Origin of the sequence: Caballeronia sp. LZ001 (assembly GCF_031450875.1) — a bacterium.
Lineage (GTDB): Bacteria > Pseudomonadota > Gammaproteobacteria > Burkholderiales > Burkholderiaceae > Caballeronia.
Genome location: NZ_JARTVX010000004.1, coordinates 268678 through 292835, shown reverse-complemented (window position 1 = coordinate 292835; position 24158 = coordinate 268678). Strand labels below are relative to the sequence as shown.

Genomic DNA, 24158 nt, shown 5'->3' with positions numbered 1-24158 from the left:
AGCGCTATGTTCGGGATTGCCTCGGTGTAATCCCGGATATCCCCTTGTTTCGTCCTTTCTGCCCGTTTAGACTTGTGCCTAACTTGTATAGACAGGAAGAAACATGATTACGCTCACGCCTGGCAAGCTCACGCTGCCGCAATTACGCCGCATCGCGCGCGGATCGGATTCGCTGAATCTCGATCCCGCGAGCTTCGCCGCCATCGACGCGAGCGCGCGCGCCGTTGCCGCGATCGCCGCCAAGGGTGATCCGGCCTACGGCATCAATACGGGCTTTGGGCGGCTCGCCAACACTCACATTCCCGCCGATCAGCTCGAACTTCTGCAGCGCAACCTGGTGCTGTCGCATGCGGTCGGCGTCGGCGAACCGATGTCGCGACCGGTCGTGCGTCTTTTGATGGCCCTCAAGCTGTCGAGTCTCGGGCGCGGCCATTCGGGCATTCGCCGCGAAGTGATCGACGCCCTCGTCACGCTTTTCAACGCCGATGTATTGCCCGTCATCCCCGTGAAAGGCTCGGTCGGCGCGTCGGGCGATCTCGCGCCGCTCGCGCATATGTCGACGGTGCTGCTCGGTATCGGCGAAGTCATGGTGCGCGGCGAACGCGCAAGCGCACTCGATGGCCTCAAGCTCGCCGGGCTCGAACCGCTCATGTTGCAGGCGAAGGAAGGGCTCGCGCTGTTGAACGGCACGCAGGCATCGGCGGCGCTCGCGCTTTACAACCTCTTTGCCATCGAGGACCTGTTCCGCACCGGCCTCGTTGCGGGCGCGCTGTCCGTCGACGCGGCCGCGGGCTCCGTCGTGCCGTTCGATGCACGTATCCATGAGTTGCGCGGACATCGCGGGCAGATCGATTCGGCGGCGGCGTATCGCACGTTGCTGGCGGGCTCGGGCATCAACCTGTCGCACGCCGATTGCGAGAAGGTTCAGGACCCATACAGCCTGCGCTGTCAGCCGCAAGTGATGGGCGCGTGTCTGGATCAGATGCGTCATGCGGCCGACGTGCTCTTGATCGAATCGAATGCGGTTTCCGACAATCCGCTGATTTTCCCGGACACGGGCGAAGTGCTCTCAGGCGGCAACTTTCACGCGGAACCCGTTGCCTTCGCCGCCGATAACCTCGCACTCGCCGCCGCCGAAATCGGCGCGCTGGCCGAGCGCCGCATCGCGCTTCTGATCGACTCGACGCTTTCCGGCTTGCCGCCGTTTCTCGTACGCGATGGCGGCGTGAACTCCGGCTTCATGATCGCGCATGTGACGGCGGCGGCGCTCGCGTCCGAGAACAAGACGCTCGCGCATCCTGCTTCCGTGGATTCCTTGCCGACCTCGGCGAATCAGGAAGATCACGTGTCCATGGCGACCTTTGCCGCGCGCAAGCTCGGCGATATCGCGAGCAACACGGCCAATATTCTCGCCATCGAACTGCTTGCGGCAGCGCAAGGCGTCGATCTGCGCGCGCCGCATCGCACGAGCGCGCCGCTTATCGACGTGATGCAGACCATCCGCGCGCAAGTCGCGCATTACGACCTCGATCATTACTTCGCGCCCGATATCGCCGCCATTGCGACGCTCGTGCAGGCGGGCGAAATTGCAAAGCACAGTCCGTTTTCCTTTGCCTCGGAACAGAGCGCGGATCAAAGCGCATGAGCACGCCCGCGTATCAGGAGATCAAGGACTACATCCTCGAGCGCATTCACGGCGGCGAATGGAAGGAGGGCGATCAGGTGCCCTCCGAGAACGAGCTCGCGCGCGAGTTCAAAGTGGCGCGCATGACGGTGAATCGCGCGGTGCGTGAACTGACGGCCGAACAGGTGCTCACGCGTGTGCAGGGCGCGGGCACGTTCGTGGCGCAGCCGAAATACGCTTCGACACTGGTCGAGATTCGCAGTATCTCCGATGAAATCGTCGCGCGCGGGCATGCGTATCGCGCGGCGGTGCTGCATCTGGGTGCCTCTATCGTGGATGAAGCGCTAGCGGCCGAAATGCAGCTTGCGCTCGGCAGTCCCGTGTTTCATTCGCGTGTGCTGCACTTCGAGAACGACGAGCCCGTGCAACTCGAAGAGCGCTACGTGAACCCGGCCATTGCGCCGGAGTACGCGCGTCAGGACTTCACGAAGATCACGCCGAATCAATATCTGATGGTTGCCGCGCCCTTGCAGCGGGTTGAATATCGGATCGAGGCGTCGTTGCCATCGCCGGAGATTCGCCATGCGCTCGCGATGAAAGATCACGAGCCGTGTCTGCTGCTGCATCGGCGAACATGGTCGCGCGACACGGTGGCGTCGGTCGCGAATCTGTGGCATCCCGGCGACCGCTATCAGTTCACCGGCCACTTTTGATCATGGCAACCGTCCTGCGCGCATCATCGCTCGCGGCCGTGCCGTGGAAGAACGGCGGCGGCATTACGCGCGAACTCGCGGCGGAACCGGAAGGCGCGTCGACGGATACGTTCGCGTGGCGGCTTTCCATCGCGGATGTGTCGGCGGATGGCGCGTTTTCGAGCTTCGCGGGCGTGGATCGCGTGCTGATCCTGCTCGATGGCGCGGGCATGATGCTCGCCGAACCCGACTATGTACATACGTTGAACGAGCCGCTCGCGATGGCGCGCTTTGCCGGCGAAACGCCCATCCACGCGGCGCTCGTGCAAGGTCCGACGCGCGACTTCAACGTGATGACGCGTCGCGGTCGCGCGCATGCTTCGGTGACGAGCCGCTTCGAGTCGCATGAATGGACGCCGGACCACGACGTCACGTTTCTGCATTGCGCGCGCGGCATGTTGAACGTCATGCTGACCCATGGAGAACGCATCGCGCTCGCAGCGGGCGACAGCTTGCGTATCGAAAGCGCGGACGGACGCGTCGCGTGTGAAGCGTCGCAAGATGCGTCGTGGTTGCAGATAGGCATCCATACGCCGTGAACGCGTGGATCGCGCCAGATGCCCGATGGCTGGCAACGCAACATGATGCTCGAATGGATGGAAGACGGCCAACGCGTGCGGCGTCGCGCCAACTGTCTGTTCGATGCCGCGCTCGACGAAGGAACGCGGCTCCGAAAGCTGGCTTTCCGATACGGTTTTCTGCGAGCATGGTGAATCGCCGAAACGCGACGTCTTCGTCGGCGGATGCAAGATCCTCGACGCAAGTTGTCAGGCGGACGAAGACGCATTGCGTTCACTCATCGACTAATAAAACGCGAGGCATCACATGGACGATTGTGCGATCTACACGCTCGAGCGCGGCACGGCGCCGTTGCTCATCTCGATCCCGCACCGCGGCACGCGTATACCCGACGGGCTCGCGCAAGAAATGACGCTGGTCGCGCGGAAAGTGGATGACTGCGACTGGCATCTCGACCGGCTTTATGACTTTGCGCGCGAGATGGGCGCGTCGATTCTGCTGCCGCAATTCGCGCGCTATGTCATCGATTTGAATCGTCCGCCCGATGACGCCAATCTTTATCCGGGCCGCGATACGACTGGCCTCTGTCCCGTCGATACGTTCGAGAAAGAGCCGCTTTATCTCGAAGGTCATGAGCCTTCACGCGAACAGATCGAGGCGCGCCGCGCGCTCTACTGGCAGCCTTATCACGATGCGCTCGCTTCCGAACTCGCCGCCTTGCGCGAGGAACATGGGCACGCGTTGCTGTGGGAGGCGCACTCCATTCGCTCAGTCGTGCCGCGCTTCTTCAATGGCCGGCTCACGGATTTCAACTTCGGCACGGCGGATGGAGCATCGGCGGCGCCTGAACTGGCCGAGCGGCTCGCGCAGGTCGTGGAGTCGGACGGACGTTACACAACGGTGGCTAACGGGCGCTTCAAGGGCGGTTACATAACGCGTCGCTACGGTCAGCCGGCCAACGGGATTCACGCAGTGCAACTGGAGCTCACGCAGGCCACTTACATGAACGAGGCACCGCCTTATTCCTACGATGAGGCGCGCGCGAGCGACGTTCAGCCCTTGTTGCGGGAGTTGGTCGCCGCGGCGTTGGAGCATGTGAAAGCGCCCTGAATTTAGCTGACGCCAGGATGACTATTGTCTGACGCCGCTGTAATGATATTTTTCGGCGGCACTGGTTGTACTGCCATCATCTGGCGCGGAAGTATCAATATAAACAATGACTTAAAGGCTGTCGAACTGCCGAGGCCATGCAGTTGCGCATCCGCCATTGTTGCGACCTCGACAAATATGTTTCCTGCAAATTGGGGTTTCCCCTAAGTCGCGTCCCTCCTACACTGTTTTCAAGCGAAACGAAGTCAGAAACTGTTTAAAGCTTCCGGCTTCGTCTTCGATTTCAAAACAAGATTCCAGGAGGTTCATCATGATCAAGTCTTTCGTTCCGGCTCTCGTTATTGCTTCGGCTCTGGCCGCTCCGACTTTCGCCTTTGCACAAAGCAACGGCCCTGTGACCCGCGCAGAAGTTCGCGCCGAGCTGGTCCAGTTGGAAAAGGCTGGCTATAACCCGTCGACGGACCACGCGTTCTACCCGCAAAACATCCAGGCAGCCGAAGCGCGCGTGGATGCACAGCAAGGTACGTCGTCGTACGGCGCATCGACTGCGGGTTCGTCGCAAGCGGGCGCACGTCCGTCAGCGTCGATGTCGGATCGTAAGTCGGTCTACTTCGGTCATTAATAGATCGAATAACGGCAAGTTGCAGTGGTAGTGGCAGTAGCAGTGGCAGTTGAAGGTGAGGTAGATGGCAGAAAGCGTAGTAACTTGCGAGAAGTGTAGTAGAGCAGTTCTGCAGTAAGCAGCACCAGGAACGCCGACCGCGATTTTTGCGGCCGGCGTTTTTTATTTCGACGCGTTGTTTAATGAGGCGATCGTTCGATTTAATCGGAGCGAAAAAAGAAACGCAGATCGGTTTTGTTCACTTTCGAAATGAGTCGGCTTATGTGCACGAGTTAAATATCGCGCGTACTTGCAAAGGAGCGTCAATAAAATAATAAAACGAGGCTTTCTCGATGTCCCGGTATCCTAGAATTCATGTGGCAGAACGACGGCCAATAAATTCAACGGTCGATATTCAACGTGAATCAATGCTTGCGGCGAGCATTTCACTTTATCGAGAGAGCTGAGAATAGTCATGAAAAAAGCCACCTCCTTGCTGCGACTTCTATTGCTAATCCTCCTAGCAGCTACGACAACCGGCGTTTATGCCGGTCAGTTCAGCGTACAGTGCGCGTATTCTCACACGAAGCCCGACGATTCCATTGTTCGTTACGGATTACCCGGACTCGCCATGCAGCACGATTTTTTCGGCAACCGGTCGACCGATGCCTTTAGCGACCTCGCAAAGCTGAATGTGAATAAGGCCACGACGTGCAACATTACGGCCGATGCGTCCGCTTATTGGGTGCCGCAATTGAAGCGCGCCGCCGGAATAGTGGTCCCCGACTTCCAGAAGACCTACTACCAAAAGAACACCGAGCTCCCGGTCGTCACCGCTATCCCGCAAGGTCTGGAGATGCTCGCCGGCGACCACCACGGAACCGCGGCAAATCCGGCCATTGCATATTTTTGCCAGAATGTAGGCTACATGGCGAATCCGCCGACGAGTTGTCCCGTTGTGAACGGCAACGCGCAGTTTGACATCGTGATCTATTTTCCGGACTGTTGGGACGGCGAGCACATTAAACCGGATTTCTCCTCGGGCGTTCAGAACATGGCTTACCACAATAACAAGGATGGTTCATGTCCCGAAGCGTATCCGATCAAGATTCAGCAACTGCAATTAAACTTGCAATACACACTTGGCAATAACGGCGATCTGAACGGCGCGCAGTTGTCGATGGACCCGATCATGGTGAACGGCGTGCTGACGCCGCAATGGGGCAGTTTATATACCGCTCACGCCGACTTTATCAATGCATGGAAGCCGGATAGCCTTCAATACGCGACCGACAATTGTTCCAATAATGGAAACACCGCGTGCAGCAGCGATATTCCAACCTACTATGTAAAGTCCAGCTCGGATACGTGGCTTGACTCCGGCGGCACTCCGCACAATGCAGACGAGAAACTGCGCGTAGGTCCGGGCGACATTATTTTCATGAAGTTTCCGACGCCTGTGATCACGGACTATACCTATCAAACCGCGTTCATACAGACTCAGGGCGGCGACGTCACCGACTCCACGGCGGTCTACTTGTACCTATTTGCCGCCGCAACCAATTGGGACGATCAAAACAAGCCACCTACCGGAAGTGCCTGCACGCCGCAGTCCGTTGGCGCTATCTATCTCGACAACGTTAATAAGCTACGGATAAATTCCATCGACGCATACGTCAAGCAGCAGATCGCCGCGAAGGCGCCTGAAATTGCGATCTGCATTAAAAACAACACGAGCAAGGTCGTCGAATTCAACTCACGGGAAGTGAAAAACGGCGTACCTGCACTGTTTTTGAAATAACGCTGGCCGCCACCTAGGCGGCTATCGGATTTCGTTGCCCGGCGAACGCGCGCCACACGCGCGAAGCACCAGCCGCACGACTTCCTCGGTCTCCTCGTCGAACGCCTTTCGAGTCAGCGCGCGCTTGCCCTTCAGCGCGCGAATTTGCGCGTCGAAATCGGCGTAATGCTGAGTGATCGCCCATATCAGAAACATGAAGGTCTGCGGTTCGACAGGCGCAAGCAGTCCACGCGCGATCCATCCTTCGATTACCGTGACGCGCGTATCGAGCCACGGTTTTACGCGTTCGTTCAACACGTCTTGCATGTGATGCGCGCCGTGAATGATCTCGCTTGCCCAGACTTTCGATCCGAGCGGCCGGCGCCGCGACAACTCCATCTTTGCGCGCACATAGCCGCCGATCGCTTCGGCAGGATCGTCGCTGCATTCGAACGTATCCGCCGCGCGATGCCAGTCTTCGAAGAGGTCTTCGAGCACGCGTCGATAGAGCGCGAGCTTGGTCGGAAAGTAGTAATGCAGATTGGCTTTCGGCAGGCCGGCGCGCTCGGCGATCATCGCGGTGCTCGCGCCTTCGAGTCCTTTCTCGGCGAAAACGGCTTCGGCGCAAGCTAAAAGGTGAGCCTCGTTGGTCTCGCGAATTTGTGCCTTGCGCCGCCGCAAAGGCGGAACGGCGTTACTGCTTTCTTCGATGCCGGGCGACGCTTCGTCGTGTCTCATTGTTCCTTCCGTAGGCCTCGTGTGCCGCATCGTGCCTGATTTGCGGCGTTCGTGCATGCCGCGCTGTTCTCAATTCTGCATGCCTCAGCAAGTTCGACCAAGTGATGCTGCAGCGCAATGGCACGCTTCTCGCTCTGTTCGCTTCAACACGAAAGACGTTGATTTGCTTATTTTAATCGGCTACAACCTGTCCAGTCGGACAGGATTTGAAGCGAAACCGAATGGCTCGAATGCAGCATCGATCGTACAAGTAAAAGCATGCACCGCGTGCGTGCAAGTCTGCACCCGCCGCGCGCCGGATGCACGAAAAGCAGTCCCCGACATACGAAGTTCATCGTAAGGAGCGAGGCGCATGAACGCGGTTACGGATGCAATGAGAGAGGCTGGTCTCGACACGTCCATCAAGGTCAACGGTCAACGTCTGTGGGATAGCCTGATGTCGATGGCGAAGATCGGCGCAACGCCCAAAGGCGGTGTCTGCCGGCTCGCGCTGACCGATCTGGACAAGCAAGGGCGCGATCTCATCGTGAGTTGGGCGAAAGAAGCGGGTTGCACGGTGAGCGTCGACCAGATGGGCAACGTGTTCATGCGCCGCGCGGGCTGTCATCCCGACGCGCTGCCCGTCATGACGGGCTCTCACGCCGATTCGCAGCCGACGGGCGGCCGCTTCGACGGCATCTACGGCGTGCTCGGCGGCCTCGAAGTCATCCGCACGCTCAACGATCACGGGATCGAGACGGAGCATCCCGTCGAGGTCGTCATCTGGACCAACGAAGAAGGCTCCCGCTTCGCGCCGGCGATGGTCGCATCGGGCGTATTCGCAGGCGTGTTCTCGCTCGATTACGGGTTGTCGCGCAAGGACGTCGATGGCAAGACCATCGGCGAAGAACTCGAACGTATTGGTTATGCAGGCGACGTTCCGTGCGGCGGCCGCAAGCTGCACGCGGCGTTCGAATTGCATATCGAGCAGGGCCCGATTCTCGAAGCCGAGGACAAGACCATCGGCGTCGTCACCGATGCGCAGGGCCAGCGCTGGTACGAGATCACACTGACGGGTCAGGAAGCGCATGCGGGCCCGACGCCCATGCCGCGCCGCAAAGACGCGTTGCTCGGCGCATCGCGCGTGGTGGATCTCGTCAACCGCATCGGACTGGATCACGCGCCGCTCGCCTGCGCCACGGTCGGCATGATGCAGGTCTATCCGAACTCTCGCAACGTGATTCCGGGCCGCGTGTTCTTCACCGTGGACTTCCGTCATCCCGACGACGCCGTGCTCGCGAAAATGGACGCCGCGCTGCGCGAAGGCGTCGAGCACATTGCGGGCGGCATCGGCCTCACAACCGAACTCGAGCAGATCTTCTACTACGAACCCGTCAAGTTCGATGCCGCGTGCGTCGACTCCGTGCGCGCGGCAGCCAAACGCTTCGGCTATTCGCATCGCGACATGGTGTCGGGCGCGGGCCACGACGCGTGCTACCTCTCGCAAGTCGCGCCGACATCGATGGTATTCGTGCCTTGCGTCGACGGCATCAGCCATAACGAAGTAGAAGACGCCTCGCAGGAATGGATCGAAGCGGGCGCGAACGTGCTTTTGCACGCCATGCTCGAGCGCGCGTCGGAACCCGTCTCTTAACGGCTATTCGTCGATATTTTCCAAAGCACCGTTCGCGTCGTCCCGCGCGAACGGCGGGAATCGCTACGTCCTCATATCGAAGAAGGAACGCGTATGACCATGAAGATTGCGGGCCACAGGCTCACGCAGGAACAACTGGCATGCGAGTTTTCGGATGTCGCGCCCTTGCTCGATGCGACTGCCGCCGCCGCCGCGGCAAGCCGCTGTCATTACTGTTATGACGCGCCATGCGTGCAGGCTTGTCCGACGCAGATCGATATTCCGAGCTTCATCCGCAAGATCAGTCACGGCAATCTCAAAGGCGCGGCCGTCGATATTCTCTCGGCCAATCCGCTCGGCGGCATGTGCTCGCGGGTGTGTCCGACCGAGATACTGTGCGAAGGTAGTTGCGTTCGAAACCATCCGGGTGACGAGCCGGTGCGAATCGGCGCTCTGCAGCGCCATGCAACCGATTCGGCGATGGCGCGCGGCGAACCCTTATTCAAGCGCGCGCCGGAAACGGGACGACGAATCGCGATCGTCGGCGCGGGACCGGCGGGACTTGCGTGTGCGTATCGGCTCGCGCTGGCCGGCCATCAGGCGATCATTTTCGATGCGCGCGCCAAACCCGGCGGTCTCAACGAATACGGCATCGCGGCGTACAAGACGGTGGAAGACTTCGCGCAACGCGAGATCGAATGGCTGCATTCGATCGGCGGTATCGAAATCAAAACGGGCGTGGCGCTCGGCCGCGATGTGACGCTCGACGAACTGCGCAAGCAATACGACGCGGTGTTCATCGGCTTCGGTCTGGCGGGTGTGCGTGAGCTGGCGCTGGAAGGCGAGTCGCTCGAAGGCGTGATGAACGCGGTGGATTTCATCGAGCAAGTGCGTCAGGCCGATGACCTCGCGAGCGTGCCGGTCGGGCGGCGTGTGGTGGTGATCGGCGGCGGCAATACGGCTGTCGATGCCGCCGTGCAAAGCCGCAAGCTCGGCGCGACCTCGGTGACCATGGCGTACCGGCGCGGCGTCGAGAACATGGGCGCGACCTGGGCGGAACAGGAGTTCGCGCAGAACAACAACGTGACCATCGTGACGCATGCGAACCCCGTGCGTCTGATCGGCGCGGACGGACACGTCACGGGCGTGGAGTTCGACCGCGCGGGCGAGCGCGTGATCATCGAAGCGGACATGGTGCTGAAGGCCATCGGGCAGACGCTCGTGCCGGTGGGTATCGACCGGGAATTGTTGAGTCTCGACGGCGGGCGCATCGTCACCGACGAGAACCGTCAGACAACGCTCGCCAAAGTCTGGGCCGGCGGCGACTGCGCGATCCACGAAGGACTCGATCTCACCGTGCAGGCCGTGCAGGACGGCAAGCTCGCGGCGGCGTCCATTGGCGCGTCTTTCGAACTCACGGCGATCAAGGCCGCGTAAAAACCCCGCAACGCATTCGATACGGAGCCGATAAAAACATGGCCGATCTTCGCTGCACTATCGCTGGCATTACATCGCCGAATCCGTTCTGGCTTGCATCGGCGCCGCCGACCGACAAAGCGTATAACGTCAACCGCGCGTTCGAAGCGGGCTGGGGCGGCGTCGTATGGAAGACGCTCGGACTCGACCCGCATGTGGTCAACGTCAGTTCGCGTTATGGCGCCGTGCAATGGAACGGGCAACGCATGGCGGGGCTGAACAACATCGAGCTGATCACCGACCGCCCGCTCGACATCAACCTGAAAGAGATCGCGCAAGTGAAGCGCGACTGGCCGGACCGCGCGCTGATCGTCTCGTTGATGGTGCCGTGCAACGAGAAAGACTGGAAGTGGATTCTCACGCAGGTGGAAGACACCGGCGCGGATGCGGTCGAACTCAACTTCGGCTGTCCGCATGGCATGAGCGAGCGCGGCATGGGCGCGGCGGTCGGGCAAGTGCCGGAGTATGTCGAGATGGTCACGCGCTGGGTGAAGGAAGGCACGCAGTTTCCGTGTCTCGTGAAGCTCACGCCGAATATCAGCGACATTCGCATGGGGTCGCGCGCGGCGTTCAAGGGCGGCGCGGATGGCGTGTCGCTCATCAACACCATCAATTCGATCGTCTCCGTCGACCTCGACCAGATGGCGCCGATGCCCACCGTCGACGGCAAAGGCACGCACGGCGGCTACTGCGGCCCGGCCGTGAAGCCGATTGCGCTCAACATGGTCGCCGAGATCGCGCGCGACCCCGAAACGCCCGATTTGCCGATCTCGGGCATCGGCGGAATCTCCACCTGGCGCGACGCCGCCGAATTCATGGTGCTCGGCGCGGGCAGCGTGCAGGTGTGCACGGCGGCGATGCACTACGGGTTTCGCATCGTCTCCGATCTTGCTGACGGCCTCTCGAACTGGATGGACGAAAAAGGCTACGCCACGCTCGACGACATTCGCGGGCGCGCGGTGCAGAACGTGACGGACTGGAAGTACCTCAATCTCAAGTACGACATCAAGGCGCGCATCGATCAGGACAAGTGCATCAAGTGCGGGCTGTGCCATATTGCGTGCGAGGACACGTCGCATCAGGCCATTCTCAGGGAGAAGGACGGCAAGCGTCACTTCGAAGTCGTCGATGCCGAGTGCGTCGGCTGCAATCTGTGCATGCACGTATGCCCGGTCGAGCAATGCATCACGATGGAACGCGTCGATGCCGGCGAGTACGCGAACTGGACCACGCATCCGAACAATCCGGCGCGTGTCGATGCGGAAGAAGCCGCCAAAGCCGCCTGAAGTCATTGCAACGATCAACAGGAGTTCGTCCGATGAAGCAGACAGCGCAATCTGTCGATCCGAATTTCGCGGCCAACTTGCAGGCGAGCAGCCTGTATAACGACGACCTCGCGCCAACGGGTCCCGCGCAGCGCACGTGGAAGTGGTATCACTTCGCGGCGCTGTGGGTTGGCATGGTGATGAACATCGCGTCCTACATGCTCGCGGCGGGGCTCACCGAGCAGGGCATGTCGCCGTGGCAGGCGGTGGTGACGGTGTTGCTCGGCAACCTGATCGTGCTCGTGCCGATGCTCCTGATAGGTCACGCGGGGGCGAAGCACGGCATTCCTTACGCGGTGCTGGTGCGCTCGTCGTTCGGCACGCAGGGCGCGAAGTTACCGGCGCTGTTGCGGGCCGTCGTCGCATGCGGCTGGTATGGCATCCAGACGTGGCTTGGCGGCAGCGCGATCTACACGCTGCTCAACATTCTCACGGGCAACGCGCTGCACGGCGCGGCGCTGCCGCTTCTCGACATCTCTGCCGGACAGCTTGCGTGCTTCCTCGTGTTCTGGGCGCTGCAGATTTACTTCATCGTGCATGGTACCGATTCGATCCGCTGGCTCGAAAGCTGGTCCGCGCCGATCAAGGTGCTGATGTGCATCGCGCTCGTCTGGTGGGCGACGAGCAAGGCGGGCGGCATCGGCAACATGTTGTCGGCGCCGTCGCAGTTCGTCGCGGGTGGCAAGAAGGAAGGACTCTTCTGGGCGACGTTCTGGCCGGGTCTCACCGCGATGGTCGGCTTCTGGGCGACGCTCGCGCTGAACATTCCCGACTTCACGCGCTTCGCCCGCTCGCAGCGCGATCAGGTGATCGGGCAGTCCATCGGTCTGCCTGCGCCGATGGCCTTGTTGTCCGTGATTTCGGTGGTGGTGACATCGGCGACCGTCGTGATCTACGGCAAGGCGATCTGGGACCCGATCGACCTGACGAGCCGCATGACGGGCATCGGCGTTGGCGTTGCGCTCGTCATCCTCACGCTCGACACCATGTGCTGCAATCTCGCGGCCAATCTCGTCGGTCCGGCTTACGATTTTTCGAGTCTCTGGCCAAAGGGCATTTCGTATCGCGCGGGCGGCATGATCACGGCGACGATCGCCATCGTCATGATGCCGTGGAAAATTCTCGCCACCACGCAGGGTTATATCTTTACCTGGCTCGTCGGTTACTCGGCGTTGCTCGGGCCCGTCGCGGGCATTTTGATGGTCGATTACTTCCTGATTCGCGGCACCCGGCTCGATCACCACGAACTCTTCGATGAACACGGCGAATATTCGTATAGCGGCGGCTGGAATATCGCGGCGGTCGTGGCGCTGCTCGTCGGCGTGCTGCCCAATCTGCCGGGCTTCCTGCATACGGCGTTCCCCGCGTCGTTCCCTAACGTGCCGGCGTTCTTCAACATGCTTTATACGTATGCCTGGTTCGTCGGGCTCGTGCTGGCCGCGCTCGTGTATGGTTCGTGGATGAAGCTGCGCGGCAGCCCGCAGGCCGGGGTTCTGAGCGCATGAGCGTCCGAAGGAATTTTCGAAGCCCAAGATTCGCAAGGAGAAGACAATGCCAACCCTGATTCGCGGCGGCACCATCATCGATCCGGAACGCAGCTATCGCGCAGATGTCTTGTGCGCCGACGCCGCGTCCGGCGGCACGATCCTGGCGATCGGGCCGGATCTCGAAGTACCGGCGGGCACGAAGATCGTCGACGCGGGCGGACAGTACGTGATGCCCGGCGGGATCGATCCGCACACGCACATGGAACTGCCTTTCATGGGCACGACCGCCAGCGACGACTTCTATACCGGCACGGCGGCGGGCTTGTCGGGCGGCACGACGAGCATCATCGATTTCGTGATTCCGAGCCCGAAGCAACCGCTCATGGCAGCGTTCAAGGAGTGGCGCGGCTGGGCCGAGAAGGCATCGGCGGATTATGGCTTTCACGTCGCGGTGACGTGGTGGGACGAATCGGTGCATCGCGACATGGGCCTGCTCGTGCATGAGCACGGCGTCTCCAGCTTCAAGCATTTCATGGCCTACAAGAACGCGATCATGGCCGATGACGAAGTGCTCGTGAACAGCTTCACGCGCTCGCTCGAACTCGGCGCGCTGCCGACCGTGCATGCGGAAAACGGCGAGCTCGTGTTCCAGTTGCAGAAGCAACTGCTTGCGAAGGGCTTCACGGGACCGGAGGCGCATCCGCTTTCGCGCCCGCCTGAAGTGGAGGGCGAGGCGGCCAATCGCGCCATTCGCATCGCGCAGGTGCTCGGCGTGCCTATCTATATCGTGCATGTATCGGCGAAAGATGCCGTCGATGTCATTGCGCGTGCTCGCAACGACGGCCTGCGTGTGTTCGGCGAAGTGCTGCCGGGGCATCTCGTGATCGACGAATCGGTGTATCGCGATCCCGACTGGACGCGTGCCGCCGCGCACGTGATGAGCCCGCCGTTTCGCACGAGCGAGCATCGCGAGGCGCTGTGGCGCGGGCTGCAGTCCGGGCAGCTTCACACGACGGCGACGGATCATTGCGTGTTCTGTGCATCGCAAAAGGCCATGGGGCGAGAGGACTTCACGAAGATTCCAAACGGCTGCGGCGGCGTGGAAGACCGGATGTCGGTGTTGTGGCATCACGGCGTGAACATGGGGCGTCTCACGCCGAACGAGTTCGTGCGCGTGACATCGACCAACGCGGCGCAGATCTTCAATCTGTATCCGAGGAAGGGCGCGGTGCAGGTGGGTTCGGATGCGGACCTCGTCGTGTGGGACCCGGCGGCGACGCGGACCATCTCCGTAAAGACGCATCATCAGAAGGTGGACTTCAATGTGTTCGAGGGCATGACGGTGCAAGGCGTGGCCACGCATACGCTCACGCGCGGCGAACTCGCCTGGACCGATGGCGATTTGCGCGCGGTACGCGGCGCGGGTCAATACCTGAAGCGTCCGCCAAATTCGTCGTACTTCGAGGCGGCGCGCGTGCAGAACAAGCTGAAGGAGCAGCATCCGGTGGAGCGCGCGGGGGATAAGGCGATGAAGGCCGCCTGAGTGGTTCGAATCGGCCTCGTGTGGCTCGACGCTGCACGGGGCTTGGTCACATCCGAAGCATGTTCACACGCTTGCAAGCATAATCCGGCACGCTGTCCTCTTATCCAGCGCTGCCCGAATCATGCCGATGCGAAACCTCCACAAGCTTTGCCTTCTCGCCGTCACGACGGCCTTCTGCACGACGCTTTCCACCGCGCGCGCGGCGAATCCGAACGCGCTGTGGGAAATCGTCCACGACTATTGCGAGCCCGCCGCCGAGGGCGCGCCGGTCAAGCAGAAATGCGCCGACGTAAACCTCGCGGGCGGCTACGCGGTGTTGAAGGATATCGTGGGCGTCGCGCAATATCTGTTGATTCCGACGGCGCGTGTGAGCGGCATCGAAAGTCCCTTGATACTGGAGCCGCAGACGCCGAATTATTGGCGCGACGCATGGCAAGCGCGCCGTTATGTCGATGACAAACTTCGCCGCTCCTTGCCACGCGATCAAGTGTCGCTTGCAATCAACTCGGCAAGCGGGCGCACGCAGAACCAGTTGCATATTCATATCGACTGCCTCGCGTCCGACGTCGCGCAGACGTTGCGCGAAGTCGGGCCGGGCATCGGCCGCGAATGGGCGCCGTTGCCGGTGCGCTTGCGCGGGCATCGGTACGACGCCATGCGGATCGACGACGCGGATCTTACGCATACCGATCCTTTTGCGCTGCTCGCGCCTTACGCGGCGCGTCGCGGACAAACGATGGGCGACCAGACGCTGTTGCTGGCCGGCGCATGGTTGCCCGATGGCAAGCCCGGATTCTTTCTTCTCAACGATCATGTGCAACCGGGTGACTGGGCTTCGTCGGAAGAACTGCAGGATCACACGTGCGCGTTAGCCGATCGGTCTATAGAGAAACCGTGACGAAAGAGCAAGAATGACGGCAGGCTGTTTCATTCGGATCACGAAGAAAAATTTTGTGACGCCGCTTGAACGCCTCTTGTCAAACTTCTTTCATGTAGTCACGATAATGCACATCGACATCTTGTTCGATCCGCAGAAGGACGCGGCGAACGTCAATCGTCATGGCATGTCGCTGGAACGTACGCGGGAAATCGCGTGGCGAGAGGTGATGTGTCACGCAGACGCTCGTCGCGACTACGGCGAGGTACGCGAGGTCGGCTTCGTGCCGATAGAAGGGAAAGTACATTGCGTGGTGTTCACGCAGCGAGGCGGCGCATTGCGAATCATCAGCTTGCGTCGCGCCAATAACCGGGAGAATGAGAGATATGAGCGAAGCATCGTACAGGTTTTACCGCAATACGCCGGAAGAGGAGGCGGAGATCGAACGGGGCATTCAGATGGACCCCGACACCTTCGTCCCTTCAGACGAGTGGTTCGCACAGATGAAACCGTGGGCGGATCGTCTGCCGAGTGAGTCACCCGCCGAGCAGATTGCGCCGCCGCGTTGACGTCCTGCGTATGCGACTGACTTCCCCAGTCAGTCGCGCAGCAACGGGTCAATGCGCTTCACGGCTTATCACTCGATGCGCGAACACTCGCGGACCGACGCCTTCGACCCGCGCTTCCGGCATGACCCGTCGCAAAGTGCGTAATGTGAACGCAAGGTCTTCGCTCGCTACATCGAATTCGAGCCTTAGCGCGCATCCTTCGCGCTGCGCCTGACTGACATATACGCCGAGAGGCGAGTGAAACAACTGGCGGATGCGCTCGCAAGATGCATCGTCGTTCGCCATGCGGGCGCGCGCCATGATCCGTAACCGCTGACAAGCGCCGCCGTGATGGCCGGCAAACTGCGCAAGTGTCATATCCATGATCGGGCTCCATCGCGTCTTTTCTTGATATAAGCATACGCGGGGCCTTGTCAACGCCGTATCAGGAAACAGATGCGGCGCGTAAAAATCTCATTAATCGAAGCCCTGAAAAACCGCGTCGTCCGGGCCGATGGAGGCCGGCGATTTCCACGTCGCGTCGCGCATGGAATGCCGCACCTGATGCTCAACGCCCAGCAGAACGGCAAAGATCGCCATGCGGACTGCAATGCCGTTGTCGGTTTGCCGGAAGATGGCAAGACGCGGATCGTGATTCAGGTCGGTGGCGAGATCGTTCGCGCCGGGACGGCTGTCGCGCGGCAGCGGATGCATGATGAGCGTGTCGCGTCCGCAGGCTTCGTTCACGAGCGCCTGGTTGATCTGGAAGTCCGGCGTATAGCCTTCGATGGACTCGTCCGCGAAACGCTCTTTCTGAATGCGCGTGGCATAGACGACATCCGCGCCCGCAAGACCCGCGCGCAGATCGCTCGTCTGTTCGATGACATGATCGCCTCGCGCGATTCGCTCGATGATATGCGCCGGCATTTCCAGCGAACCCGGCGAAATCAGCGTGAACTTGAGGCCCTTGTAAAGCGAGAGCAGCTTGGCAAGCGAATGGACGGTGCGGCCATATTTGAGGTCGCCGACCATCGCGATATGCGCGCCATCGACTATTTTCCCGAGCCGCGAAAACTCGCGCTGGATCGTGTAGAGGTCGAGCAGCGCTTGGCTCGGATGCTCGCCGGGGCCGTCGCCAGCGTTGATCACGGGAATGTTGGTCGCACGCGCGAATTCCGCGACGGAGCCTTGCTCGGGATGGCGCACGACGATAGCGTCCGCATAGCCGCTGATCACGCGGCTCGTGTCGTAGATGGATTCGCCCTTCGCCATCGACGAGAACGTGAAGCCGGTCGTGTCGACCACCGAGCCACCGAGCCGACAGAACGCCGAGCCGAAACTCACACGGGTACGTGTGCTCGCCTCGAAGAACAGGTTCGCCAGCACCGCGCCCTCCAGCACGCGCGTGATTTTGCGGCGCCGCGCGATGGGCTGCATCATGTCCGCTGTGCGAAAGAGCGCTTCGGCCGATTCACGCGAGAACTGATCGATGGAGACGAGCTGCGGGCGGCCTTCGTATGCAATCGATGGATATACGCTTTGCGTAGATGTTCCACCCTCGGGCATGCCGTCCAGAATCTCGCCGACATAGCGCGCGGCGATCTCCGGCATGGCGCGCGATTCCGGCGACTCGTCAGGCAGAAGCCATGTGTCCAGCGCACGCCGCGACACGCCGATGCGGGCCGCGAAGGCATCGCGGGTCATGTTCAGACGCCGCATGGCGTCGCGAAGCACGGTCTGTTGCTGGCTCACGGTCGTCGCTCCTTGAATGTACGCGGAGCGTATATTAGGTCACTCGCCGATCAGATGCAACACCAGTTCGCGATCATGCGATGCCGTGCGGTGCTCGAATACGTATATGCCTTGCCACGTGCCGAGCACCATGCGGCCCGCTTCGACCGGAATCGAGAGCTGGACGGTGGTGAGCGCGGTGCGCAGATGCGCGGGCATGTCGTCGGGACCTTCGGCGTCGTGGACATAGCGGCCCGGCGCTTCGGGCGCGACGGTTTCGAAATAGCGTTCGAGGTCCGTGCGCACGTCGGGATCAGCGTTCTCCTGAATCAAGAGCGACGCGGACGTGTGTCTGCAGAAGATGGTCAGCAAGCCGGTGCGCATATCCTGATGATCGACCCAGCGGTCGATGGCGCGCGTGACTTCGTGCAAACCGCGCGAGCCGGTTGCAACCGTCAGATGTTGAAGTGCCTGTTTCATGTCGGTCCCGTTCGAAAAGATACGAAAGATGCGGGAAGATGCTTCTGTCAGTCTACCGGCTATGCTTTGGGCAAGGGAGCAAAGAGCGATGACATCGAAAGTCCCGCCCGGATGGCGCTATCTGACCGCGTTGGCTTGCCTGCTGCCCATCACGCTTGCGGCACTCGCCGACGACGCACGCATCAATCGCGGTGACGACCCGTTCATGCAAGTATCGAAAGCAATCGCGAATTGCCCGACCCCGCGCGGTCCCGTCGAAACCGAACAGGAATGGCTCGACGAAGCGCATTACCGCATCGAGCGCGGCAATAGCTGCTGGATCGCGGGACGCTGCCGCCTCTCGAACAGCTACGCGTACGACCGGGAAATCGCCGAGAGCACGACGCGCCGCCTCAACGCGCTCAACGCGTCGCTGCAGTGGCGCGAGCACACTAGCCTGTGGCTCACGATCCAGCGCCGCTTCATCTATCTCGACGGCTGCGTCACGCGCGATTTCGACAAAGCGCGCTTCGTATCGGAATTAGGCGAGACCGCCGATGTCGAAAAGATCATCGACCGGACGACAACGCAGCCCTGAGCGCGCAATTCGCGCGTAAGCTGAAAGCAGCATCGTCCCCGGCGGTCGTCGCCCATGAAAACCCATCTTTGCGAGTGGCTCAGTCATATGTCGCTGATGGCCACGTTCTTGCCACTCGACTTCGCCGGTCTGGGTCTCGTCGTGCTGGGGCTCGGCTTACTCGTCGCGGAAATGTTCCTGCCGACCTTCGGCGCGCTCGGCATCGGCGGAATCATTGTGTTTTCGACCGGCGCGCTCATGCTCGTCAATAGCGGAGTGCCTGGCTTCGGCATTCCCTTGAGCCTCGTGACGGGGTTCGCTATCGTGGCCGCGCTGTTCGTGTTCGGCGTGTCGAGCGTCGCCTTGAAGGCGCGCAAGCGGCCCGTGGTGAGCGGCAGCGAAGCGATGCCAGGCAGTATCGGCGTGATGCTCGATGCAACCGGCGCCGCGCCCGCAAGTGGCTGGGCGCGTGTGCACGGTGAACGCTGGCGCGTGCAGACGGCTTCATCGCGAGAACTTCCAGGCGAGGGCGCGCTCGTGCGTGTGCTGTCGCGGCAGGGACTGACGCTCATGGTCGAAGCGCTGGAGCGCGACCGGCAATCGCATCAACACTAACGAGGCATTAAAAATGGGGCTTACTTTTGGGTTTGGCGGCATTGTCATTGCGCTCGTCATCATTCTCGTGCTTTCGTCGGTGCGCATTTTTCGCGAGTACGAACGCGGCGTCGTGTTCACGCTCGGCCGCTTCTGGAAAGTGAAGGGGCCGGGGCTTGTGCTGATCATTCCGGCGGTGCAGCAAGTAGTGCGGATGGACCTGCGCACCGTCGTCTTCGACGTGCCGCCGCAGGATGTCATCACGCGCGACAACATCTCGGTGAAGGTGAATGCGGTGGTGTACTTTCGCGTCGTCGACCCGGAGAAAGCGGTGATTCAGGTCGCGCGTTTTCTGGAAGCCACGAGTCAGCTCGCGCAGACCACCTTGCGCGCGATACTCGGCAAGCATGAACTCGACGATCTGCTTTCGGAACGCGAGCGCCTGAACAGCGACATTCAGCGCGTGCTCGATGCCCAGACCGATGCCTGGGGCATCAAGGTATCGAATGTCGAGATCAAGGACGTGGATATCGCCGAGACGATGATCCGCGCCATCGCGCGCCAGGCCGAAGCCGAGCGCGAGCGCCGCGCGAAGATCATTCATGCGGAAGGGGAGTTGCAGGCATCCGAGAAACTTCTGCAAGCGGCTCAGATGCTGGCGCAGGCGCCGCAAGCCATGCAACTGCGCTACTTGCAGACGTTGACGACGATCGCCAGCGACAAGAGCACCACGATCGTCTTCCCCATACCGATCGATATCGTGAGCGCGGTGCTCGACAAGATCGGCAAGGGTGGCCGCGAGAGTTAAACCAGCGCTGGGAAGTCCAGCGTGGTGTCGTTCACGCGATTGAAGAGATTCGTGAAGTTGATGACGCTCGCGGCGAAGAGCGCGTCGATCACTTGCGCGTCGCTGTAACCTGCCGCGCGCACGGCATCGAGCACTTCGGCTTTCACCGTGCCGCGTGAACCGGTGGCTTCGCGCACGAAGCGCACGAGCGCATCGCGTTTATCGTTGCCAGTGGCGATACCCGCGCGAATCTGCTTCGTTTCTTCCTGCGTGAGACCGGCCAGCTTGCCGACGACCGTGTGCGCGGCTTCACAATAATCACAACCTGCCTGTCCGCTAACGGCGAGCTTCACGGCTTCGATATCGGCTTTGCTCAAACTGCTTTTAGCGAGCGTCGCGTCATTGGCGAGCGATGCCGCGAGCGCGCCGGGACTATGCGTGCCGACGGTTGCATACGCATTGGGTACGCGGCCTGCGGCCTTCTTGATCTTGGCGAAGAGTTCGGCGGCGTCGCCCGTGGCTTCGTTGACATCGACTTTGGAAATGCGGGACATGGTGTGCTCCTTTTGGTTGATTGCCATGTGTCGTGGCATGGATGCACTGTATGTCTTTGCCGGAATCGCGTGAATGCTCTCCAGGCTCGGAAAGATGCTCGCGCGTCTCAATCGAGTGGATGATGTTTCAAGAAGAGGATGGGAAGGGTTTGCTCACGAACCTCGACCGGGCGAGGCCGAAGCGCCAGGGCACGTCCATTGCCTTGGAAATGCCGATGCGCGGCCCGCTCACGATATCGACTGCATCGTCCGGTGCTTCGACGCAGAACGGCGCTTCGAGCAGCGACATGCCGTTCTGCTTATGCGTGATGCCCAGGGCTTGCGCTAGGCGGCCCGGACCGGAACAAAGCAGCTTGATGGGTTCGAGCCCGCGTCGTTCGCGCATGAGATCGAGTCCGACGAGCGGCTCGATGGCGCGAATCAGCACGCCGGCGCCATGACCTTCTTCGCGGCAAACGAAGTTCAGACACCAGTGGATGCCATAGGATCGATAGACATAAGCATGAGCGGACGGTCCGAACATGACCGCGTTGCGCGGCGTGAGACCCGAGAAAGTATGCGAAGCGGGATCTTCGCGGTCGTATGCTTCGGTTTCGACGATACGTCCACCGACGCCATCGAAAGTGACGATGGCGCCGATCAGCCGCCGCGCCACGATGTCCGACGCGGCATTGAAGTCGATAGCAGAATGGAGTGTGGGCTTGGCTTTCACAGAAGGTATTCTAACCGCGCACAAGATAACGACGGAGAGATGCTCACATGAAGTCTTCCTGGTTCCTCAAATTCTCGAATGGTCTCTCGCGCGTGGCGGGACATGCGTCGACGTTCATCATTGCGGTCGTGCTGGTGATCGTGTGGGCCGTCTCCGGGCCGATCTTTCACTTCAGCGACACATGGCAGCTTGTCATCAACACGTCGACTACCATCGTCACGTTTCTCATGGTGTTCCTCATCCAGAACACCCAGAACCGCGATACGGCCGCCATGCAGATCAAGCTCGATGAATTGATCCGTGCAGTGGACAACGCGCATAACGCTTTACTCGACCTCGAAGAACTCGACGAGAAAGACCTGGCCATTTTTCGTAAGCGCTATGCAAAACTGGCGGAGGAAGCGCGTGACGACTTGCGCTCGGCGAGCAAGGATATCGACATGCCGATTTTCCCGAACGATGCTAGACGCAAGGAAAAGAAATAGTGGGATATTGCGCACGATGACAGTCGCGCTCAAGGTTAAACAAAAAGTTTGCAGAACGTGCTAAAGCGCGTGACAAGCAGGTATTAATGGTTGTAGCATTAATCTTACAGCGCGATATCCGGTTTTAGCGATGCTTGAATATTAAGCAGCATCGGTCGGAGCGACGGCCTCGAACGCCGTCGAAGCCCTGCATGTAAAGGCGGAGCCCGTACGCTTGGCAAACGTTTTCTGAAAAAAATACAAAGACACGAAGAGTCGCGCGCTCGCTGTCAAGACACGCTTCAAACCCGCTAAAAGAAAAATTTCTCTCTATAAAGTTCTAGCGTCGTTTGCCGACAGCGGTCTAGTTCATTCATTTTAAAACGTCGAATTAAGGCCATTTCCGGCCTCTAAATGGCGAAGTAATTCCTTGTGGCTCTAGCTAGGATTGCTGTACCCGGTACCCCTAATGCCGGGCCGCACCTACCTACTCAATGCAAAAACAAGGAATGACCAAAATGACCAAGTTTTTCAAGAAATTCATCCGCGACGAACGTGGCGTCAGCGCGATGGAATACGCGATTCTGGCCGGGATCGTCGGCGTGGCGCTCGTCGCCGTGGCAGGCACGTTCAGCACCAGCGTTTCGGGCTGGTTCACGTACCTCAACACCAAAGTCACCGCCGCCCAGAAGTAACGACGTATTCGAGATCCGCGTCTCGCGGATCTCCCCCTTTCTTTCACTCGGTATCCGGTCCATCGTGCTGCTCGCATCCCTTGCCATCCGTCTCATCGTGCTGTGCGCGCTCTTGGTGCTCGCCGTCATCGATGTCCGTGCGCGTCGCCTGCCGACCGGGATCGTGCTTGCGATCGGTTCGCTCTTCTTTGTCGATGCGTTGCTGCGAAAGCTGTCGCTCGACGAGATCATCGCGCATCTGATACTCGCGTGTGTCGTGTTCGCGGTCTGCGCCGCGCTTTTCGCCGCAAAGATGCTCGGCGGAGGCGATGCGAAACTCGCGGCCGTCATCTTTCTCTGGGCTGGCGTCAGTCTGTCGCTGCCGGCTCTCACGCTCATCTCGCTGATCGGGACCGTGGTGTCCCTCGTCAGTCTCGCCACCCGCAACATGAAGGCCGATCAGACATCGTCGCCCATGCGCGCGCTGGCGATGTTCTCCGGCGCGCGCGGCGTGCCTTACGGCGTGGCGCTGGCGCTCGGCGGCGGTCTTGTGATCGTGCTGCCGGCCGCGCTTCCCTTGTTAATGACGCATTAGGCCGGCACTCACATGTCCAACTTCATCAAGTTCGCCGTTCTTCTCGTCGGCGCCCTGCTCATCGCTCTGGTCGTGCGTGTGGTGGTGGCAAGCGCGAGCAAGCCGTCCGCGCCCACCGTCAACACGGAGAAGGTGCTGGTCAGTGCAGCCGCCTTGCCGCAGGGCTTGCTTCTGCGTGACGAGGACATCACCTGGAAACCGATGCCGGCCAACGAAGTGCCGGTCAGTGCCGTCGTGTCGGGCGCGCAGAACGCGCCGGAACTCAAGGGTGCGCTGTTGCGCCATCCGGTCGAAAGCGGCGCGGTACTCGTCGCCGACGACGTGATTCTGCCGAACGCGCCGGGCTTTCTCGCCGCGACGCTCAAGCCCGAGATGCGCGCCGTCTCCGTAGCCGTCGACGATGTCTCCGGCAATGCCGGCCTGATCCAGCCGGGCGACTACATCGACCTGATCCTCACGCAGCAGATGGACCGCCGCACCGATTCGCCGGACCTCGCGGTGTCGAGCGAAACGGTGGTCGAACATGTGCGCGTGCTGGCCGTCGGTTCAGAAATCAAGCGCCCGAAAGCCAGCAGCGACGTACCCGATATGAGCGCGCGAGCGCGCACCGTCACGCTCGAAGTGACGCCGCGCATGGGCGAAGTCGTGGCGGTTGCCGCGCGCCTCGGCAGTCTCTCGCTCGCCTTGCGCTCGTTTGCTACTGCCAGTCGCGATCCGGCCGCCGCCGCCGCGGCAGCCAGCGCGACGTCGACCGAACGTCCGCCAATCTGGGCCGGCGACATCTCGCGCGCCGTTCGCTCGTTGCCGCACGCAAGCCGCGCGCCGCAGAGCGCGCCTGGCGTGGCCGCCGCGCCGCCCATGCCGCGCACCGTGATGGTTTATCGGGGCTCGGAAAAGTCGGATGGTCAGAACGTCGCCCAGGCGGCAGGCGGGGCGCCCGAGAACGCGCCACCGTTGCCCGGCGTTCCGTCGCTTCCCGTCCAGCGCTAATGCCCCAAGCCGGCGGTGATCCGGCGACC

26 protein-coding genes and 2 pseudogenes are annotated in these 24158 nt (G+C 61.0%); 22 read left to right on the top strand and 6 right to left on the bottom strand.

The features are described 5' to 3' along the window. Window positions 1–103 precede the first annotated feature (103 nt). The 7 genes from hutH to P9292_RS11720 all read left to right on the top strand — a co-directional run bounded on the left by hutH (window position 104) and on the right by P9292_RS11720 (window position 6407). Entirely contained in the window at window positions 104–1645 is a 1542-nt protein-coding gene (gene hutH / locus P9292_RS11750; protein ID WP_309959056.1) for a histidine ammonia-lyase, read from the top strand. Beyond that, window positions 1642–2337 (top strand): histidine utilization repressor, encoded by a 696-nt coding sequence (gene hutC, locus P9292_RS11745; RefSeq protein ID WP_244829373.1) that lies wholly within the window; start codon window positions 1642–1644, stop codon window positions 2335–2337. The genes hutH and hutC overlap by 4 nt, the downstream gene beginning before the upstream one ends. A 2-nt stretch (window positions 2338–2339) precedes the next feature. Beyond that, window positions 2340–2915 (top strand): HutD family protein, encoded by a 576-nt coding sequence (locus P9292_RS11740; RefSeq protein WP_309959052.1) that lies wholly within the window; start codon window positions 2340–2342, stop codon window positions 2913–2915. Window positions 2916–2933: 18 nt separating this feature from the next. After that, window positions 2934–3089: a hypothetical protein gene (locus tag P9292_RS11735; protein ID WP_309959050.1), complete on the top strand. Its 156-nt coding sequence runs from the start codon at window positions 2934–2936 to the stop codon at window positions 3087–3089. A 112-nt stretch (window positions 3090–3201) separates the two neighbouring features. Then, entirely contained in the window at window positions 3202–4005 is an 804-nt protein-coding gene (gene hutG / locus P9292_RS11730) for an N-formylglutamate deformylase (RefSeq protein ID WP_250493569.1), read from the top strand. A 313-nt stretch (window positions 4006–4318) separates the two neighbouring features. Then, entirely contained in the window at window positions 4319–4627 is a 309-nt protein-coding gene (locus P9292_RS11725; RefSeq protein ID WP_309963991.1) for a DUF4148 domain-containing protein, read from the top strand. 454 nt (window positions 4628–5081) lie between these two features. Beyond that, the gene (locus P9292_RS11720) at window positions 5082–6407 is read left to right on the top strand and encodes a DUF1996 domain-containing protein (protein WP_250493568.1); all 1326 of its coding nucleotides are present in this window, start codon (window positions 5082–5084) and stop codon (window positions 6405–6407) included. 21 nt (window positions 6408–6428) lie between these two features. Here the strand turns inward: P9292_RS11720 and P9292_RS11715 are convergent, their stop codons facing one another. After that, window positions 6429–7124 carry a TetR/AcrR family transcriptional regulator gene (locus tag P9292_RS11715; RefSeq protein WP_250467350.1) on the bottom strand — a complete coding sequence of 232 codons (696 nt, stop codon included), beginning with the start codon at window positions 7122–7124 and terminating at the stop codon, window positions 6429–6431. Between the two features lie 352 nt (window positions 7125–7476). On the opposite strand from P9292_RS11715, the gene P9292_RS11710 reads away from it, so the two are divergent. The 8 genes and pseudogenes from P9292_RS11710 (at window position 7477) to P9292_RS11675 (ending at window position 16013) form a co-directional block, all read left to right on the top strand. After that, window positions 7477–8757 (top strand): Zn-dependent hydrolase, encoded by a 1281-nt coding sequence (locus tag P9292_RS11710; RefSeq protein ID WP_309959047.1) that lies wholly within the window; start codon window positions 7477–7479, stop codon window positions 8755–8757. A 93-nt stretch (window positions 8758–8850) separates the two neighbouring features. After that, complete coding sequence (locus P9292_RS11705) at window positions 8851–10173, top strand: NAD(P)-dependent oxidoreductase (protein WP_309959045.1); 1323 nt, start codon at window positions 8851–8853, stop codon at window positions 10171–10173. Between the two features lie 38 nt (window positions 10174–10211). Further along, entirely contained in the window at window positions 10212–11498 is a 1287-nt protein-coding gene (preA, locus tag P9292_RS11700) for an NAD-dependent dihydropyrimidine dehydrogenase subunit PreA (RefSeq protein ID WP_309959043.1), read from the top strand. Between the two features lie 32 nt (window positions 11499–11530). Further along, window positions 11531–13042, top strand: a complete 1512-nt coding sequence (locus P9292_RS11695; protein ID WP_309959041.1) for an NCS1 family nucleobase:cation symporter-1 — start codon at window positions 11531–11533, stop codon at window positions 13040–13042. Window positions 13043–13088: 46 nt separating this feature from the next. Beyond that, window positions 13089–14567: a dihydropyrimidinase gene (gene hydA, locus P9292_RS11690; RefSeq protein WP_250493564.1), complete on the top strand. Its 1479-nt coding sequence runs from the start codon at window positions 13089–13091 to the stop codon at window positions 14565–14567. Between the two features lie 127 nt (window positions 14568–14694). Further along, window positions 14695–15465 carry a CDP-diacylglycerol diphosphatase gene (locus P9292_RS11685; protein ID WP_309959039.1) on the top strand — a complete coding sequence of 257 codons (771 nt, stop codon included), beginning with the start codon at window positions 14695–14697 and terminating at the stop codon, window positions 15463–15465. A 13-nt stretch (window positions 15466–15478) separates the two neighbouring features. Next, a pseudogene (locus P9292_RS11680) lies at window positions 15479–15808 on the top strand (BrnT family toxin); the annotation flags it as partial. 22 nt (window positions 15809–15830) lie between these two features. Further along, a complete protein-coding gene (locus P9292_RS11675; protein ID WP_244829747.1) occupies window positions 15831–16013 on the top strand; it encodes a hypothetical protein in 183 nt (60 codons plus the stop codon). Between the two features lie 48 nt (window positions 16014–16061). Here P9292_RS11675 and P9292_RS11670 read toward each other — a convergent pair whose 3' ends face one another. The 3 genes from P9292_RS11670 to P9292_RS11660 form a co-directional block, all read right to left on the bottom strand. Beyond that, the gene (locus tag P9292_RS11670) at window positions 16062–16376 is read right to left on the bottom strand and encodes a hypothetical protein (RefSeq protein ID WP_244829384.1); all 315 of its coding nucleotides are present in this window, start codon (window positions 16374–16376) and stop codon (window positions 16062–16064) included. Window positions 16377–16469: 93 nt separating this feature from the next. Continuing rightward, on the bottom strand, window positions 16470–17711 hold the full coding sequence (locus P9292_RS11665; RefSeq protein ID WP_244829687.1) for an aspartate carbamoyltransferase: 1242 nt from the start codon (window positions 17709–17711) through the stop codon (window positions 16470–16472). A gap of 72 nt (window positions 17712–17783) precedes the next feature. After that, on the bottom strand, window positions 17784–18203 hold the full coding sequence (locus P9292_RS11660; protein WP_309959034.1) for a secondary thiamine-phosphate synthase enzyme YjbQ: 420 nt from the start codon (window positions 18201–18203) through the stop codon (window positions 17784–17786). An 88-nt stretch (window positions 18204–18291) separates the two neighbouring features. On the opposite strand from P9292_RS11660, the gene P9292_RS11655 reads away from it, so the two are divergent. The 3 genes and pseudogenes from P9292_RS11655 to P9292_RS11645 all read left to right on the top strand — a co-directional run bounded on the left by P9292_RS11655 (window position 18292) and on the right by P9292_RS11645 (window position 20161). Beyond that, on the top strand, window positions 18292–18780 hold the full coding sequence (locus P9292_RS11655; RefSeq protein WP_309959033.1) for a BON domain-containing protein: 489 nt from the start codon (window positions 18292–18294) through the stop codon (window positions 18778–18780). Window positions 18781–18888: 108 nt separating this feature from the next. Then, window positions 18889–19374, top strand: a pseudogene (locus tag P9292_RS11650) (NfeD family protein); the annotation flags it as partial. Window positions 19375–19387: 13 nt separating this feature from the next. Beyond that, entirely contained in the window at window positions 19388–20161 is a 774-nt protein-coding gene (locus tag P9292_RS11645) for a slipin family protein (protein WP_244829387.1), read from the top strand. Here P9292_RS11645 and P9292_RS11640 read toward each other — a convergent pair. Both P9292_RS11640 and P9292_RS11635 read right to left on the bottom strand, forming a co-directional pair. Further along, the gene (locus tag P9292_RS11640) at window positions 20158–20694 is read right to left on the bottom strand and encodes a carboxymuconolactone decarboxylase family protein (protein WP_309959030.1); all 537 of its coding nucleotides are present in this window, start codon (window positions 20692–20694) and stop codon (window positions 20158–20160) included. The genes P9292_RS11645 and P9292_RS11640 overlap by 4 nt on opposite strands. Window positions 20695–20821: 127 nt before the next feature. Further along, on the bottom strand, window positions 20822–21406 hold the full coding sequence (locus P9292_RS11635; RefSeq protein ID WP_309959028.1) for a DNA-3-methyladenine glycosylase: 585 nt from the start codon (window positions 21404–21406) through the stop codon (window positions 20822–20824). Between the two features lie 47 nt (window positions 21407–21453). On the opposite strand from P9292_RS11635, the gene P9292_RS11630 reads away from it, so the two are divergent. The 4 genes from P9292_RS11630 to cpaB all read left to right on the top strand — a co-directional run bounded on the left by P9292_RS11630 (window position 21454) and on the right by cpaB (window position 24129). Then, on the top strand, window positions 21454–21891 hold the full coding sequence (locus P9292_RS11630; protein ID WP_244829390.1) for a low affinity iron permease family protein: 438 nt from the start codon (window positions 21454–21456) through the stop codon (window positions 21889–21891). A gap of 497 nt (window positions 21892–22388) precedes the next feature. After that, window positions 22389–22565 carry a Flp family type IVb pilin gene (locus P9292_RS11625; protein WP_244829391.1) on the top strand — a complete coding sequence of 59 codons (177 nt, stop codon included), beginning with the start codon at window positions 22389–22391 and terminating at the stop codon, window positions 22563–22565. Between the two features lie 64 nt (window positions 22566–22629). Continuing rightward, complete coding sequence (locus tag P9292_RS11620) at window positions 22630–23139, top strand: prepilin peptidase (protein ID WP_250467343.1); 510 nt, start codon at window positions 22630–22632, stop codon at window positions 23137–23139. 12 nt (window positions 23140–23151) lie between these two features. Then, entirely contained in the window at window positions 23152–24129 is a 978-nt protein-coding gene (cpaB, locus tag P9292_RS11615; protein ID WP_309959026.1) for a Flp pilus assembly protein CpaB, read from the top strand. The last annotated feature ends 29 nt before the right edge of the window (window positions 24130–24158 follow it).